Origin of the sequence: Ensifer sp. LC384 (genome assembly GCF_001695865.1) — a bacterium.
Lineage (GTDB): Bacteria > Pseudomonadota > Alphaproteobacteria > Rhizobiales > Rhizobiaceae > Ensifer.
The window spans coordinates 56,281-71,651 of record NZ_MBST01000004.1; the positions used below are offsets into that span (position 1 = coordinate 56,281).

The 15,371-nt window shown below is 62.7% G+C and carries 17 protein-coding genes; 6 read left to right on the forward strand and 11 right to left on the reverse strand.

The features are described from left to right. Window positions 1–210 precede the first annotated feature (210 nt). On the forward strand, window positions 211–1,158 hold the full coding sequence (gene gshB / locus BC363_RS05510; RefSeq protein ID WP_065783206.1) for a glutathione synthase: 948 nt from the start codon (window positions 211–213) through the stop codon (window positions 1,156–1,158). Between the two features lie 187 nt (window positions 1,159–1,345). Further along, entirely contained in the window at window positions 1,346–2,878 is a 1,533-nt protein-coding gene (locus BC363_RS05515) for a YifB family Mg chelatase-like AAA ATPase (protein ID WP_065783207.1), read from the forward strand. Between the two features lie 90 nt (window positions 2,879–2,968). On the opposite strand, the gene cysK is transcribed toward BC363_RS05515, so the two are convergent. After that, on the reverse strand, window positions 2,969–3,937 hold the full coding sequence (gene cysK, locus BC363_RS05520) for a cysteine synthase A (RefSeq protein WP_065783208.1): 969 nt from the start codon (window positions 3,935–3,937) through the stop codon (window positions 2,969–2,971). 138 nt (window positions 3,938–4,075) lie between these two features. Continuing rightward, window positions 4,076–4,693, reverse strand: a complete 618-nt coding sequence (locus BC363_RS05525; RefSeq protein ID WP_065783209.1) for a LysE family translocator — start codon at window positions 4,691–4,693, stop codon at window positions 4,076–4,078. Between the two features lie 277 nt (window positions 4,694–4,970). Here BC363_RS05525 and BC363_RS05530 point away from each other — a divergent pair, with 277 nt between their 5' ends. Beyond that, window positions 4,971–5,603, forward strand: a complete 633-nt coding sequence (locus tag BC363_RS05530) for a LysE family translocator (protein ID WP_065783210.1) — start codon at window positions 4,971–4,973, stop codon at window positions 5,601–5,603. Between the two features lie 79 nt (window positions 5,604–5,682). Here the strand turns inward: BC363_RS05530 and BC363_RS05535 are convergent, their stop codons facing one another. After that, on the reverse strand, window positions 5,683–5,988 hold the full coding sequence (locus BC363_RS05535) for an NIPSNAP family protein (protein WP_065783211.1): 306 nt from the start codon (window positions 5,986–5,988) through the stop codon (window positions 5,683–5,685). Further along, entirely contained in the window at window positions 5,985–6,899 is a 915-nt protein-coding gene (locus BC363_RS05540; RefSeq protein ID WP_065783212.1) for a DMT family transporter, read from the reverse strand. Before BC363_RS05540 ends, BC363_RS05535 begins: the two co-directional genes overlap by 4 nt. A gap of 133 nt (window positions 6,900–7,032) precedes the next feature. Here BC363_RS05540 and BC363_RS05545 point away from each other — a divergent pair, with 133 nt between their 5' ends. Beyond that, the gene (locus BC363_RS05545) at window positions 7,033–7,470 is read left to right on the forward strand and encodes an Lrp/AsnC family transcriptional regulator (protein WP_065783213.1); all 438 of its coding nucleotides are present in this window, start codon (window positions 7,033–7,035) and stop codon (window positions 7,468–7,470) included. Between the two features lie 63 nt (window positions 7,471–7,533). Here BC363_RS05545 and dut read toward each other — a convergent pair whose 3' ends face one another. Next, entirely contained in the window at window positions 7,534–8,007 is a 474-nt protein-coding gene (gene dut, locus BC363_RS05550) for a dUTP diphosphatase (protein WP_065783214.1), read from the reverse strand. A gap of 90 nt (window positions 8,008–8,097) precedes the next feature. Here dut and BC363_RS05555 point away from each other — a divergent pair, with 90 nt between their 5' ends. Then, window positions 8,098–9,681, forward strand: a complete 1,584-nt coding sequence (locus BC363_RS05555) for a peptide chain release factor 3 (RefSeq protein WP_065783215.1) — start codon at window positions 8,098–8,100, stop codon at window positions 9,679–9,681. A 48-nt stretch (window positions 9,682–9,729) separates the two neighbouring features. Here the strand turns inward: BC363_RS05555 and BC363_RS05560 are convergent, their stop codons facing one another. The 4 genes from BC363_RS05560 to BC363_RS05575 all read right to left on the reverse strand — a co-directional run bounded on the left by BC363_RS05560 (window position 9,730) and on the right by BC363_RS05575 (window position 12,914). Beyond that, on the reverse strand, window positions 9,730–10,098 hold the full coding sequence (locus tag BC363_RS05560; RefSeq protein ID WP_141690229.1) for a hypothetical protein: 369 nt from the start codon (window positions 10,096–10,098) through the stop codon (window positions 9,730–9,732). A gap of 157 nt (window positions 10,099–10,255) precedes the next feature. Next, window positions 10,256–10,984: a phenylalanine--tRNA ligase beta subunit-related protein gene (locus BC363_RS05565; RefSeq protein WP_065783217.1), complete on the reverse strand. Its 729-nt coding sequence runs from the start codon at window positions 10,982–10,984 to the stop codon at window positions 10,256–10,258. A gap of 34 nt (window positions 10,985–11,018) precedes the next feature. Then, a complete protein-coding gene (locus BC363_RS05570; protein ID WP_065783218.1) occupies window positions 11,019–11,921 on the reverse strand; it encodes a DMT family transporter in 903 nt (300 codons plus the stop codon). Between the two features lie 180 nt (window positions 11,922–12,101). Next, entirely contained in the window at window positions 12,102–12,914 is an 813-nt protein-coding gene (locus BC363_RS05575; protein ID WP_065783219.1) for an AraC family transcriptional regulator, read from the reverse strand. A gap of 232 nt (window positions 12,915–13,146) precedes the next feature. Here BC363_RS05575 and BC363_RS05580 point away from each other — a divergent pair, with 232 nt between their 5' ends. Further along, a complete protein-coding gene (locus BC363_RS05580; protein WP_065783220.1) occupies window positions 13,147–13,851 on the forward strand; it encodes a DUF2268 domain-containing putative Zn-dependent protease in 705 nt (234 codons plus the stop codon). Between the two features lie 6 nt (window positions 13,852–13,857). On the opposite strand, the gene BC363_RS05585 is transcribed toward BC363_RS05580, so the two are convergent. Both BC363_RS05585 and iolB read right to left on the reverse strand, forming a co-directional pair. After that, window positions 13,858–14,262 (reverse strand): GFA family protein, encoded by a 405-nt coding sequence (locus BC363_RS05585; protein WP_065783221.1) that lies wholly within the window; start codon window positions 14,260–14,262, stop codon window positions 13,858–13,860. A gap of 123 nt (window positions 14,263–14,385) precedes the next feature. Further along, on the reverse strand, window positions 14,386–15,186 hold the full coding sequence (iolB, locus tag BC363_RS05590; RefSeq protein WP_065783222.1) for a 5-deoxy-glucuronate isomerase: 801 nt from the start codon (window positions 15,184–15,186) through the stop codon (window positions 14,386–14,388). Between the last annotated feature and the right edge of the window lie 185 nt (window positions 15,187–15,371).

The following is a 15,371-nucleotide window of genomic DNA, read 5'->3' on the forward strand; positions in this document are numbered from 1 at the left end:
ACGCGCAAAGGTCGCCGTAGCACTTTGAATTGCTGCATGTTTTTATCCTTAAATCGGATAGGATTTAAGGAAACATGCAGTAGAGCGGGATGAGGAAAAGTGCGCGCGGTTTTCCGCCCATATTCCGCTCGAACGTATTAAAATCGATCATGTTCATGATTTTGGGTCGATCGACCCAAAATCATCAACTGATCCAACAGGGACGGGAAGATGGCGAAAATCGTCAATGTCGGGGTCCAGATGGACCATGTTTCGGGCATCAACATCGCGGGTGATTCCACCTTCGCGATGAGTCTCGAGGCGCAGACACGCGGCTATCGCCTCTTCCACTACACGCCCGAGAAGCTGTCCTTGCGTGACGGCAAGGTTTTCGCGACAGCGCAGCAGATGACACTGCGCGACGTCAAGGGCGATCACTTCACGCTCGGCGAGCCGGAGCGGCTGGATCTTTCGACCATGGACGTGATCATGCTGCGTCAGGACCCGCCCTTCGACATGGCCTACATCACCTCGACGCATCTGCTCGAGCGCCTGCATCCGAAGACGTTGGTGGTCAACGACCCGGCCTGGGTGCGCAACTCGCCGGAAAAGATCTTCGTCACCGAATTTGCCGATCTGATGCCGAAGACGCTGATTACCCGCGATGCCGCCGAGATCGCGCGTTTCCGTGAGGAAATGGGCGACATCATCCTGAAGCCGCTCTACGGCAATGGCGGCGCCGGCGTATTCCACTCCACGCGCGACGACCGCAACCTGTCGTCGCTGCTTGAAATGTTCGGCCAGATGTTCCGCGAACCCTTCATCGCGCAGGAATATTTGCCGGCGGTGCGCAAGGGCGACAAGCGCATCCTGCTCGTCGACGGCGAGCCGGTCGGCGCCATCAACCGCGTGCCGGCCGAAGATGACGCCCGCTCCAACATGCATGCCGGCGGCCGGCCGGAGCCGACCGAACTGACGGCGCGCGAGAAGGAAATCTGCGCCCGCATCGCCCCGGCGCTGAAGGAACGCGGCTTCCTCTTCGTCGGCATCGATGTCATCGGCGACTACATGACCGAGATCAATGTGACGTCGCCGACCGGTATCCGCGAGGTCAAGAAATTCGGCGGCGCCGACGTCGCCAGCCTGCTGTGGGACGCGATCGAGCGCAAGCGCGCCTGAGGCACAGCGATGGGTTGCGATCCGGTTCTCCCGTTGCCGGGCTCCGGAGACTGATAGCAACCGATCGCCTGCGACGGCGATGTTCTATTATTGTTCTTGTTTTTGTGCGTGATCCGTGCAAGATTTTTCGCTGCAACCGAGAGGGGTTGCGGCGGCACGGCGGGCCGCCCTGGTCGAAGAGGCGGTCATGGTTGCGCGTGTCAGTACGGTTGCTTTCCAGGGGATAGAGGGTGTCCCGGTCGACGTCCAGGTCATGGTCGCGCCCGGACGGGTCGGCATGCAGATCGTCGGCCTGCCTGACAAGGCGGTCGCCGAGAGCCGCGAGCGTGTGCAGGCCGCCCTTCATGCGTCAGGCCTGGCGCTGCCGGCCAAGAAAGTCACCGTCAATCTCGCGCCCGCGGATCTGCCGAAGGAAGGCAGCCATTTCGATCTGGCAATCGCCCTCGGTTTGATGGCCGCGCTCGGCGCCATTCCCGGCGATGCGCTGAACGGCTATGTCGTGATCGGCGAGCTCAATCTCGACGGCACGGTCGCGGCTGTCGCCGGCGCGCTGCCGGCGGCGATAGGCGCCAACGCGCTCGGAAAGGGGCTGATCTGCCCGGCCGAAAGCGGGCCGGAGGCAGCCTGGGCCGGTGCCGAGATCGATATTCTCGCACCCCGCAGCCTGATCGCCATCGCCAATCATTTCAGAGGGACGCAGGTTCTCTCCCGGCCGGAACCGGCCATTCGTGCCGGTGATGCCGATCTGCCTGATCTCGCCGATATCAAGGGGCAGGAAAGTGCCAAGCGGGCGCTCGAAGTCGCCGCCGCCGGCAACCACAATCTGCTGATGGTCGGCCCGCCAGGCTCGGGCAAATCAATGCTGGCGGCGCGCCTGCCGTCGATCCTGCCGCCGTTGACGCCGGCCGAGCTGCTCGAAGTTTCAATGATCCACTCGATCGCCGGGCAACTGCCGGGCGGCAAGCTGTCCGACCGGCGGCCGTTCCGCACCCCGCATCATTCCGCCACCATGGCGGCGATGATCGGCGGCGGTGTGCGGGCAAGACCCGGCGAGGCATCGCTTGCCCATAACGGCGTCCTGTTTCTCGACGAGTTTCCGGAGTTCTCGCCACAGGTGCTCGATGCGCTGCGTCAGCCGCTGGAAACGGCCGAATGCATCATCGCCCGTGCCAATCACCGGGTCAGCTATCCCGCCGCGATCCAGCTGGTGGCGGCCATGAACCCGTGCCGCTGCGGCATGGCGGGCGAGCCCGGCCGCAGCTGCGCCCGTGGCCCGCGCTGCCTGACCGATTACCAGGCCCGCATCTCCGGCCCGCTGATGGACCGGATCGATCTGCGCATCGACGTGCCGGCCGTCAGCGCCGCGGACCTGATCCGGCCGATGGCAGCAGAGGCAAGTGCTGCGGTGGCAAGACGTGTCGCCCGCGCCCGCGAATTGCAGATCGATCGTTTTATGGCGCTCGGCAGTCGCGAACCGGCCAGCAACGCCCGCTGCTCGACGGCGATGATCGAGCGGATCGCCGAGCCCGACGCTTCGGGGCTGCAATTGCTGCGCGACGCTGCGGAGAAGCTGAAGTTTTCAGCACGCGGCTATCACCGCGTCCTGAAGGTTGCGCGAACGCTCGCCGATCTCGACGGAGCCGCAACCGTCGGCCGGCTGCATCTCGCCGAAGCGATCTCCTACCGCATCGCCGGCGAGCGCCTGCAGGCGGCCGCGTAGCGCTCGTCTGAAGTGGGTCTGGCTAATTGATGGGCAGAACAGAAGGGCGCCAATGACGCCCTTCCGGCAATTTGCGGAGGTGGCGGCTACTTACGCACCAAGACCTTCGAACAGAACCGTCGAAAGATACCGTTCGGCAAAGGACGGAATGATGACGACGATGTTCTTGCCGGCGTTCTCCGGTCGCTGGCCGACCTCGATGGCGGCAGTGAGCGCTGCACCCGAGGAAATGCCGACCGGCACGCCTTCGAGCCTGGCGACGAGCCGGGCGATCTCGACGGACTCGCCGCTGTTGACGGTGACGATCTCGTCATAAATGCCGGTGTCGAGGATCGCGGGCGCGAAGCCGGCGCCGATGCCCTGGATCTTGTGCGGGCCGGGGTTTCCGCCCGAAAGCACCGGCGATTCCTCCGGCTCGACCGCGATCACCTTGATCGACGGCTTGCGTGCCTTCAGCACCTGGCCGGCGCCGGTGATGGTGCCGCCGGTGCCGATGCCCGAGACGAGAATGTCGACGCTGCCGTCGGTGTCGTTCCAGATTTCCTCGGCCGTCGTCTTGCGATGGATTTCCGGGTTTGCCGGGTTTTCGAACTGCTGCGGAATGATCGCGTCGGGCAGGGTGTCGACCAGTTCCTGTGCCTTGGCGATGGCGCCCTTCATGCCCTTGGCGCCTTCGGTCAGCACCAGCTCGGCGCCGAGCAACGCCAGCATCTTGCGGCGCTCGACCGACATGGTTTCCGGCATGGTGAGGATCAGCTTGTAGCCCTTGGCAGCGGCGACGAAGGCAAGCGCAATGCCCGTGTTGCCCGAGGTCGGCTCGACCAGCGTGGTGCGGCCGGGTACGATCTTGCCCTGCGCTTCCAGGGCTTCAATCATGGCAACGCCGATACGATCCTTGACCGAGGCGATTGGGTTGAAGAATTCGAGCTTGGCGAGAAGATTGGCCTTGACGCCCTTCTCCTTGGCAAGCTTGTCCAGCCGCACGATGGGAGTGTCGCCGATCGTTTCCGTGATCGAGGAATAGACGCGGCCGCGGCCGGGCTTGCGCGTGTCAGACATTAAGTTTCTCCCTTGGATTTGAACCGTTTGGTTGTGACAATAGGGACAATGCCCGTTCTATTCCAGAACGGTAAACGCGACGCGCCGATCCGCCGGAGGAAAAACCACCGGCGCAAGCGCTGTCCGGGGAATGTTTTTTCAGGCGGCGCGGGTGGCGATATAGGCGGCGGTACCGGCGAGCACGCCTGCGGCGACGCGGTTCAGCGCCTGCAAAGCCTTCGGCTGTTTGAGCAGCGTGCGCGCCCGTGCCGCAAGCAAGATATAGGGCAGGAGCACGGTCAGCAGCACGAGGAATGTGGCCATCAGCAACAGTCCGTATTCGCGCGGCCCGATCGCGGCGATGTCGATCAGCGTCGGCACGAGCGCCACGTAAAACAGCATCGTCTTGGGATTGCCGAGCGTGACCAGCAGGCCCGAAAGAAACGACATCGACGCGTTTGTCGACGTCTTCGCCTTGATGTCCTGCGGCAGGAGGCCAGCCGTCCAGAGCTTCCAGGCGATGTAGCCGAGATAGAGCACGCCGGCGAACTTGACGATCAGGAAAACGGTGGTGAAAGTCTGGGCGATCAGCGCCAGGCCGAGCACCACGGCGGTCAGATAAACCATGTCGCCGAGGATCAGGCCGAGACCCATGAAGAATGTCTCGCGAAAGCCGGAGCCGAGCGCCCGCGCGACGAGGGCGGTGACGCCGGGACCGGGAATGATGGCTGCGATGAAGAGAGCGCCGCTATAGGCAAGCAGGGCTGCAAGCGTCATGATCGTTCCTTCCGGTGGCGACGCCGTTTCTTAGCGCAGAGGGTCTGAAATGGAAATCCGGATCGTCATGCAGACGGCAATTTCGCGATAAAATTGATCGGGTGACAAGTCTGGCATTGCCCGGAACCGGCAGATGCGTAGAGCTCTGCTGCATGTTTCCTTAGATCCTAGCCGCTCTAAGGATAAAACCATGCAGCAATTCAAAGCGCTACAGCGACCTTTGCGCGTCTGATAGGACGCGCGGCGCTGTAGGAAATCCGCAACAAAGGCGCGCGTCATGCCCGAGATACAAAACCTCATCGGCTTTGCCCTCATTGCCCTCGGCATGGTGCTGACGCCCGGGCCGAACATGATCTACCTGATCTCCCGGTCGATCAGCCAGGGGCCGGCCGCGGGGCTGATCTCGCTCGGCGGCGTCGCGCTCGGTTTCGTCGTCTACATGGTCTCGGCGGCGCTCGGCATCACCGCGCTGCTGTTTGCCGTGCCTTTTGCCTACGATGCTTTGCGCCTGGCCGGTGCCGGCTATCTCGTCTATCTCGCCTGGCAGGCGATCAGGCCCGGCGGCCGCTCGCCCTTCCAGGTCAAGAACCTGCCGACGGACGGCCCGCGCAAGCTGTTCCTGATGGGCTTCCTCACCAGCCTCTTGAACCCCAAGGTCGCCGTGCTCTATCTCTCGCTCTTGCCGCAGTTCATCCGTCCTGAGGCGGGCAACGTGCTGGCGCAGTCGATGATCTTCGGCTCGATCCAGATCGCCACCAGTGTCTCGGTCAACGCCATGATCGCGCTGGCGGCAAGCTCGATCGCTGCCTTTCTGGCCGGGCGTCCCTTGTTCATGGTGGTACAGCGCTGGGCCATGGGAACGGCCCTTTTCGGCTTCGCCCTCAGCATGGCCGCGGAAGCGCGCCGCTAGAAGAACGTGCCGCTATAGCTCCGGAACGCGTCGCTTGCTGTCGCGCGCGCCTTTGCGGTGTCGCGCGACCGCGTCTTTCCTACTCGAATACCGGCCGCATGAAGCTGCGCTCGTAGCTGAAGATGCAGCGCGTCTTTTCGGCAAGGGCGAAGGCCTCCAGGCATTCCGGGTCCTTGGCCATTTTCTCGCGATAGATCTCGTATTCGGCCAGGCTCGGAAAGGTGAAGAGCGCCAGCGCGATGTTGTTGGCGCCCTCGTGCGGCATAAAATAGCCGTGATGGGTGCCGCCGAGCCGATTGACGAGCGGAATCCAGAGCTTGGCGTAATGTTCGAACTCGGCCAGCTTGTAGGGGTCGATGACGTATTTCAGATAGCAGGTGATCATGCGGTTCTCCCTTCGCGTCTCCGCTTGATAGGCGAGGGCAGGCGAAGTTTCCAGCCGAGATTCATGCCGGCCGCGGCGAGCAGAATGGCGATCGAGCCGAAGATCTGAATCGGCTGCAGCGCATGGCCGAAGGCCAGCCGGTCGACGACGATGGCGGCGATCGGATAGATGAAGGACAAAGCCCCGGTCATGTGTGTCGGCAGCCGCTGGATCGCGCCGTAGAGCAGCACATACATGATGCCCGTATGAATGACGCCGACCGCGATCAGGATCGACCATTGTTCGGCGCCGGAAGGGGCTGGGGCGGCGAGGGCAATCGGCGCCAGCATCAGCGTGCCGGTGACCACCTGGATCAGCGCGATCAGGTGCGGCGGCGTTCCCCTGAGCAGCTTCGTCAACAGCGCCGCGATCGCGTAGAAGAAGGCCGCGCCGATCGCAAGGGCGATGCCGATCAGATAATCCTGCGGCGCAAACCCGCCGCCGGGCTTAGCCGAGATGATCGCCAGCATGCCGGCAAAGGAGATCGAAAGCCAGAAGACCTTGGTCGTGGTGATCTTTTCGCCGAGAAACAGCGCGCCGAGCCCCAAAAGCATGAACGGCTGGGTGTTGTAGACCATCGTCGCGATCGAGATCGAGGCATGCGAATAGGCCGCGAACAGCAGCAGCCAGTTGACGACGATGGCGATACCGCCAGCAATCGACAGGAGCACGGCCCGCCGGGTGAAATGGCGCCGGTCGAGCAGACCGAGCATGGCCGCGATCGCGACCAGCGTCACTGCGCCGAACACGCAGCGCCAGAAGACGACGCTCGTCACCGGCTGGCCCGACATCAGCACGAACCAGCCGATCGTGCCCGATATCAGCATGGCCGCCGTCATCTCGGCACTGCCTCGTTTAATGTCTGCGCCCATGGCGATCGCTCCTCGGTTGATGGCCCAAGATTAATCGGCGTCCGCGGCGGTTTATATGGAAGATCGCAGGCATTTTTGCTATTATTCCTAATCGTAGAAGATAGTTTCGATGTTTTGGCTTATGAGGCTGCCGATGCTCGATGAACTCGATCGCCGCATTCTGGATATTTTGGCGGCAAATGCGCGTGTCTCGCTGAAGGAACTGGCGCAGGAGGCGGGCCTCTCGTCGCCAAGCGCTGCCGACCGCCTGCGCAAGCTTGAAGAGCGCGGCGTCCTCGACGGTTTCACCATCGCCATCAATCCGGTGAAGCTCGGTTATCCCCTGCAGGCGATCATCCGCGTGCGGCCAATGCCGGGCATGCTGCATATCGTCGAGAAATTGATTCAGGAGACGCCGGAGATCGTCGAATGCGACAAGGTTACCGGTGACGATTGCTTCATCGCCAAGCTGTTCGTGCGTGACATGGGGCAGCTGGACACGTTGCTCGATCGCATCGCCGAGAAGGCGCAGACCAATACGTCGATCGTCAAGTCGACGCCGGTCAAGCGGCGCTTGCCACCGCTTATCTGATCGTAAGAGCAATTCCAGGAAAAGTGTGCAGCGGTTTTCCGTCCGGGATTGCGTAATTCCAGATCAGACGCCGGTCGAGCCGAAGCCGCCGGCGCCGCGTATGGTCTCGCTGGCGCTGTCGGCCTCGCGAACGCTCACCTGCGTCACCGGCGCGATCACCATCTGCGCAATGCGCATGCCGCGCTCGATGACGAAGTCCTCGTCGCCGAGATTGATCAGCAGAACCTTTACTTCGCCGCGATAATCGCTGTCGATCGTGCCCGGGGTGTTGAGGCAGGTGATGCCATGTTTGAAGGCTAGGCCGGAGCGCGGGCGGATCTGTGCCTCGTAACCGGCCGGAATCTCGAAAATGAAGCCGGTCGGAACCAGTGCCCGTTTTCCCGGCGCAAGGGTCATCGGCTCGCCGGCTGCCACGGCTGCGCGCAGGTCCATGCCGGCGGCGCCCTCTGTCTCATAGGCCGGCAGGTCCAATGCCTCGGCATGTGGCAGCCGAATGAGGGTCAAGGCGGGTTTTGTCTGGGGCGTGTGCATGGTCATCCATTCATAAGCCGGGCGCTGCTTGTACCGGTCAATTGCATAATGAGGGCCGAGCCTGTAAAGACGCCGCAACTCACAGGATTCTACGATATGGCCGAAAGTCTCGCCGAGGCGGTCTCCCGCCGCCGCACATTTGCGATCATCGCCCACCCGGACGCGGGTAAGACCACGCTCACCGAAAAGCTGCTGCTGTTCGGCGGCGCCATCCAGCTCGCCGGCGAAGTCAAGGCCAAGAAGGACCGCATCCAGACCCGTTCGGACTGGATGAAGATCGAGCGCGAGCGCGGTATCTCGGTCGTCACCTCGGTGATGACCTTTGAGTATGGCGGCAATGTCTTCAACATTCTCGACACGCCCGGCCACGAAGACTTCGCCGACGATACCTACCGCACGCTGACGGCGGTCGATGCCGCGGTCATGGTCATCGACGCGGCAAAGGGTATCGAGCCGCGGACGCTGAAGCTCTTCGAAGTCTGCCGCATGCGCGACATTCCGATCATCACTTTCGTCAACAAGATGGACCGCGAGAGCCGCGATCCCTTCGAGATCCTCGACGAGGTCGAGGAAAAGCTGGCGCTCGATTGCGCGCCGGTGACCTGGCCGATCGGCCGTTCGAAGACCTTCTGCGGTTCCTACCATCTCGCCGACAACACCGTGCGTGGCGCCGACACGCAGGAGGTGCTGACCAAGGTCAGCGACCCGGAAATGGCGGCCCACCGCCTGCCGGAAAACGAGCGCGACGCCTTCATCGAGGAAACGTCACTGGCGATCGAGGCCTGCAAGCCGTTCGACAAGAAAGCCTTCCTTGAAGGTCACCTGACGCCGGTCTTCTTCGGCTCGGCCCTGCGCAACTACGGTGTGCGCGACCTGATCAATGCGCTCGGCGAGATCGCCCCGCCGCCGCGCGACCAGGTTGCCGACAGCAGAACCGTGCATGCGACCGACGACAAGATGACCGCCTTCGTCTTCAAGATCCAGGCGAACATGGACCCGAACCACCGCGACCGTATCGCCTTTGCGCGCGTCTGCTCCGGCAAGCTGGAGCGGGGCATGAAGGCGCGGCTTTCGCGTACCGGCAAGCAGCTGGGTCTGAGCGCTCCGCAGTTCTTCTTCGCCTCGCAGCGCCAGTTGGCCGACACGGCCTATGCCGGCGACGTCGTCGGCATCCCGAACCACGGCACATTGCGCATTGGCGACACGCTGACGGAAGGTGAAAATCTGGTCTTCCAGGGTGTGCCGAATTTCTCGCCGGAAATCCTGCGCCGCGTGCGTCTGGAAGATGCGATGAAGGCCAAGAAGCTGAAGGAAGCCCTGCAGCAGATGGCGGAAGAGGGCGTCGTGCAGCTGTTCTCGCCCGAAGACGGCTCGCCGGCGATCGTTGGCGTTGTCGGCGCGCTGCAGCTCGACGTTCTGAAGGAGCGCCTGCAGGCGGAATACGGCCTGCCGGTGTCCTTCGAAATGTCGCGCTTCTCCGTCTGCCGCTGGATTTCGGCCGACCAGCCTGCTGACCTTGACAAGTTCGTCACCGCCCGTCGCGGCGATATCGCCCGCGATCTCGACGGCGACCCGGTGTTCCTGGCGCAGGACAGTTTTTCGCTGCGCTACGAGGCCGAGCGTTATCCGGCGATCAAGATGGTGGCGATCAAGGAGTACCACGTCGCCAAAGCGGCGTAAGCGATGATGACGTCAGCCGGCTGTGCCCGCCGGCTGGCCGTCGGCCGTTCAGAGCGTCGACATGCGCAATGCCAGCACCAGCTGCGTCACCCTGAGGGTTACGAAGGCATAGATCGCCAGCAGCAGGATCTGCAGCGCCAGATGCCGCCGCACCTTCGACAGCCTGTGCAGTCCATCCGCCAGATTGAGCAGAAACAGGGCGATGCCGATGGCGGAGACGATGTAACCCGCCAGGGCAGTGTTCGGCAGCCCCTTGATCTCCAGGCTTCGACCGTTCTCGATCGCATGCATGCCGGCGGCGATCACCAAGGTTGCGACCACCAGATTACGCACGTGGCGAAAGATTTCTTCGAGCCCGCCATTGTCGAACAGCATTCGCCGCGCCAGGCCGAGTTTTGATCGTGTGCCGTCTGTCATCACTACCTCTTGCGCACCGCATAATCCTTAAATCGGGATCGATTTAGAGGCGGAACTATGCGGCAAATTTAAAGAACGGCAGCGTCGCGCGCCATGTCTGCCGCGCGACGCTGTGGCCTGCCGAGAGGCTGGGATAGTATGTCCGCTTGGCCCAGGGTCAAAGACTTTCGGTGCGAGCGGCATGTTCATGTGCCGCAAAGACAAAGCGCGGCGCCGATCGGCTGATGAGCGCTGATGCCGGGCGAACATGCCAGGTGGCGCCGATCGCTTCCTGCAATGCCGTAACGAGTTCGGCCACATCCCTCGCGGCGGTCTCGTGCAGCGCCTCGCAAACAATCAATGCCGAGGTGGTCTGCGGGCGGATCGCCGAATGGCCGCTTTGCCGGTTTGTCCAGCGGCGTGCGTGGGCGCGTCCCTCCGCGTCGCGAAAGATCACTTCATCAGGCACGGGGTGTTCCGTTTCGCCGGAGAAGGTCGCGTAGACCTCGTGTCCGCCCGCGCGGGTCACTTCGAGATCGCCGGAGATGCGCGAAAGGTCGAAGACGGCAATGGGGATGGCAAAGGCGAGCGAGACGGCGTTGCAGAGGTCCATCAGCGGATGGATCGACGGCAGGTCGCCTTCTTTCCTGAACCGGCGCAGCAAGGCTTCCGATGCGCAGCGGTACTGCGTCGGTTTCAATCCCATCCTGGCGAAGGTTCGGCGCCATGCCTGAATTTCCGCAAGCTCGCCTTCCGGGCTTGCTGCAAGAACATCCCTGGCAATGGCCTGAAACCGGTCAACCGTGTCGGCGACCGAAACGTCACCGCGGATGCCCTCGACATGGAGCGCGCCGGCCGCAAGCTCGGGAAAATCGCGCCAGATGCTGTCTGAATGCTGGAAGTGCATGGGATGCCTCGAAATGGAGGGGATGACGACGTCGTCAGATCTGGGTTTGACCGGCAGTCTTTGACCAGAAATGCGGCATGGCAAGACTGAGGACGGCGACAAGTACGCAGCCGATACCGGCGAGCTGGTTGATGCTGATGGGTTCGCCGAGCAGGACGAAGGCCAGCAGCACGGCGGAGACGGGCGCAAGCGCGGTGAAGACCGAGGCTTCCGTTCCGCTCACCCTGGCCGAGCCCGCGTACCAGAGTATGAAGCCGGCGACGGTCGGGACCAGGGCATAATAAAGCACGGCCGCCAGCGACTGCATCGTGACGTCTTGCATCGAGGGGGCCTCGACGAGAGCGGGCACGATGGCCACGGCAACGCCCATGCCGGCCATGATGGTGGAGAGCGCCAGAGGAGCGATCGGCGTTCGGATGCGCTTGTTGATCAGGATGAACAGCCCTTCGCAGATCACCGCACCGAAGACGAGTGCGATGCCGAGCGACGAATGGGGCGCACCGTCGTCGGGCCGCAGCACGATGGTCAAAACGCCTGTTGCGGCCAGCCCGATCGCAATCAGGGTCGAGCGGTCGGGCCGTTCACCGAGCAGCAGGATGGCGATACCGGCGGAGACGACGGGGAGAGTGCCGATGACGACGCCGGCATCCGTTGCCGAACTGAAGCGCAGACCGGCAATCAGAAGCGTCGTGTAACCGACGCTGCCGGCGCCTGCCTGCAGCGTGAGGATCAGCCAGTCGCGCCGTTCAAGCCGTGGCCAAGGCGTTCGCGTCAGTCGCATCAAGGCGAAGAACAGCGGAAAGGCGATCGCGAAGCGCAAGGCGGTTGCGGCAAAGGGCGGCAGGCCCGAGGCGATCAATTTGCTGGCGATCACCGTGCTGCCGACCATGATCATCGCCAGTGAGAGATAGAGGTATCCCTGAATTTTTTCCGTCACGCGGTCACTCCTGCGTTGGCGCGCAACAGACCTCATTCCGGCCTTTCGGTCTTGAACGGAATTGCAGTCGTCAATGCAGGTTGCGCAAAAGTGTGAAGCGGATTTTCGATAAAGAAATGTGTAAGAACAATAGCTTAAAAGGCAAAAGACGATCTTGAATGATCGCGACGCGCTTTCAGGTCAGTGGAATGCTTCGGCGTAGGCGCCCGGCGAAATGCCATACTTGCGCACGAAGATCCGGGTCATGTGACTCTGGTCGGCAAACCCACCTTCCGCCGCCGCTTCGGCGAGCGGGACGCCACGCGCAATCAGCCGTCGCGCAAGGTCGATGCGGCGTTGCACGAGGTAGGCATGCGGCGTCAGCCCGAAGCTTTTCGAAAAACCGCGCACCACCTGAAACCGGCTGAGGCCCGCCGCCCGAGCAAGGTCGGACAGGGTGACAGCTGCGGTCGGATCGTCGTCGATCAGACTTTGCGCTCTGTGCATCGCTGACGGCACATGTCCGCCATGCGTTTGCCCGTCATGCGCGCGCATGACATCGGCAAGCAGCGTCAGGACGCACGCCTCGCCGTGCATCCCGCTCCGATCGCCATCGGGTGCGGTGATCGTGCCGAAGAGAGCCTGAAAGTGCTTCGACGTTCGCACATCATGGAAGACGGGCGCGGTGAATTCCGCAATCCGCGTCCTGCCCTGGCTGATGTCCTCCATGGCGTCGCCGATCACGGAAGGCTCGAAATAGAGCATCCGCCAGGACCGTCCGGCATCGCCGATCGGCGTGCCGTCATGGACCTCGCCGGGGTTGACCGTGATCATGTCGCCGGCGCCGGCTTCCGCCATGCCGCGACCGCTCAGCGATTTCTGGGCGCCCTGATGGATGAGGCCGATGCCGAATTGCTCGTGCGTGTGGCGTGCGAACACGTGCCCCGACGCGGCCTCAACCGCTTCGACGCCGCCAAGGCGGCAGGGGAATATCGTGAACCGGCCCTTTGCCATCGCCTCGCCTGTCCGGACACTGGTGGCCCGTCGGATGTTTCTGCTCTCTCTTACAACGGTCACGGCTTTCCGGCCATGGGCATCGAGGACACGACCTGTCACGCAAGCATTCCTTGGGGTGCGACAAAGGGCGCTCGCATGGGCTGATGCTTTCGTCCGTCCGGCGTTGCAATCGGTGGCCGTATGCTTAAATTCCGGCGTCGATTGACGATGACGACCGGAGATCTGCCGAATGCTGGACCTGCGCGTTCACTTCCTCGAAGCCGATGGATCACTTGCACCGTGGCGTGAACAAATTCTCGCCGACGTGCAGTCGACGGCAGAGCGTGTCGGTGGCAGCGTTTCCGCAGCCGACGGGGCTACGCCCGTCGACGTCATCGTCGAGCGTCGGCCGGGTGAAACAATCCCTGAGCTTGGGTTGTCGGGGGCCTGCTACCGCCGTGGGCTCGTGACGGTCACGCTGGATCCGGACAACCTCAACTTCGACACCAACCTCGCCAGGGGCGAGCTGCGAAGGACGCTCACGCACGAACTTCACCATTCTTTCCGCCACGCGACGTGCGGTTATGGTTTCAGGCTGGGAGAAGTCTTGGTCACCGAGGGGCTGGCCGACGCATTCGATGCGGAGATCAATGGTGGCGATGGCAATCCGTGGAACCATGCCATCGCTGCCGAAGATTGGTTGGGGGTTATCGAGCAAGCCGAGCTGGAACTTTGGGCTGATGCTTATAACCACAGCACCTGGTTCTTCGGTCGGAACAGCCCTGGCAACCAGCTTCCGCGCTGGGCCGGCTATTCCATAGGCTATCATCTGGTCAAAACCTATTTGGCGGCGAACCCCGACGCCCGTCCGTCGCAGATGACGGGAACCCCGGCGCCCGAGGTGATCGGCCAGGCCTGGGCACGTCTGAAAGCCAGGATAACGGCCGCAGCCTAGCGGGATTTAATCCCTGTCGTGACCGGGCAGCGCGCCGACGTCGCTGATCCAAGGCAGGGCGGAAGAGCGCCAGATCTGTGATTTCGGCGCAAGCTCGCGGCGCTGGTTGATCGTGCCAAAGCGGATGCCGACCTCCTCGGCATCCTCGTCCGTGCCGGTGGTGTAAACAGGCGAACCGCAATTCGGGCAGAAGAACTGCAGGCGCTTGCGGCCGTTCTCCGCCGTCTTGATGTAAAGTTTTGGCTCGCCGCCGGTCAGCCGCAAATTCTTGCGCGCCGTGGCCGCCGTCACCCGGTAGGCTGATCCCGTCAGTCGTTGGCAATCGGTGCAGTGGCAGACGGAAACATCGTCCGGATCGATGTCCGCCTCATAGGTCACGAAGCCGCAATGGCATTGTCCGTCGATCCGCATGGCACAGCCTCCCTGAGAGGCCGTAAAATAGGGCGGTCAGACGCATCCGTCCATCGATGATCCAACATGCCGGGGCGATCGGCGCACACCCAAGGTCTGGCGGCCGGGTGCGCGGTATCGCTTCTAAACGCCGGTAAACAGCCACTCGTGTTCGGGGGCATTGTGGAATTTCCACACCCGCTTCGGTCCGGCCATGACGTTGAGGTAGTAGACGTCGTAACCATGCACGGCAGCAACCGGGTGATATCCCCTAGGCACCAGCGTCACGTCGCCGTCCTCCACCGCCATGGTCTCGTCCAGCGAACGATCGTCGGTGTAGACGCGCTGCATGGCAAAACCCTGCGGCGGGTTCAGGCGGTGATAATAGGTCTCTTCCAGGTAGCTCTCATCAGGCAAGTCATCCTGGTCATGCTTGTGCGGCGGATAGGAGGAGGTGTGCCCGCCGGGCGTGATCACTTCGACCACCAGCAGCGACTGGGCGGAGCTGTCGTCCTCGGGCATGATGTTGGTGACATAGCGGGTGTTGGTGCCCTTGCCGCGGGTCATCTGCGGGTGCGTCCCCGGCCGGATCACCTTGGCCTTGAAACCTTCGCCGCCGGGGGCCGAGCAGATCGCAAGGTCGAGATCGGTCGTCGCAGTCGCCTGCCAGCGGCTGCCTTTCGGCACGTAGACGGCATAAGGCTGCCCCTCGAACGGCGTCATACGCTCGCCGAGCTCGCCGAAATCCTCGCCATCGACCGAAACCTTCGCCTTGCCTGAAACCAGCACAAGGCAGATTTCCTTGTCGCCGGCCTCACCCGCCGTTTTTTCGCCCGGCTTCAGCCGATTGAGCGCGAAGCCAACATAGGTCCATCCGGCACTTTCCGGCGTGACGTTCTGCATCAGCCCGGAGGCACCCTTGGGTTTGACGAGCAGTTTGGACATCGATGGTCTCCTGATTTTTTTCCGGGGCGCCGAGAGCGTGGCCTGCCCCTCACCCTAACCCTCTCCCCGCTTGCGGGGAGAGGGGACTGTGGAGTTTGCTGAACGCAATCCGCCTCAAATCATGGGGCAGGGCGTTACAGCGCCGCGCGTCTATTTAGACGCGCAAAGGTCGCTGTAACACTTTG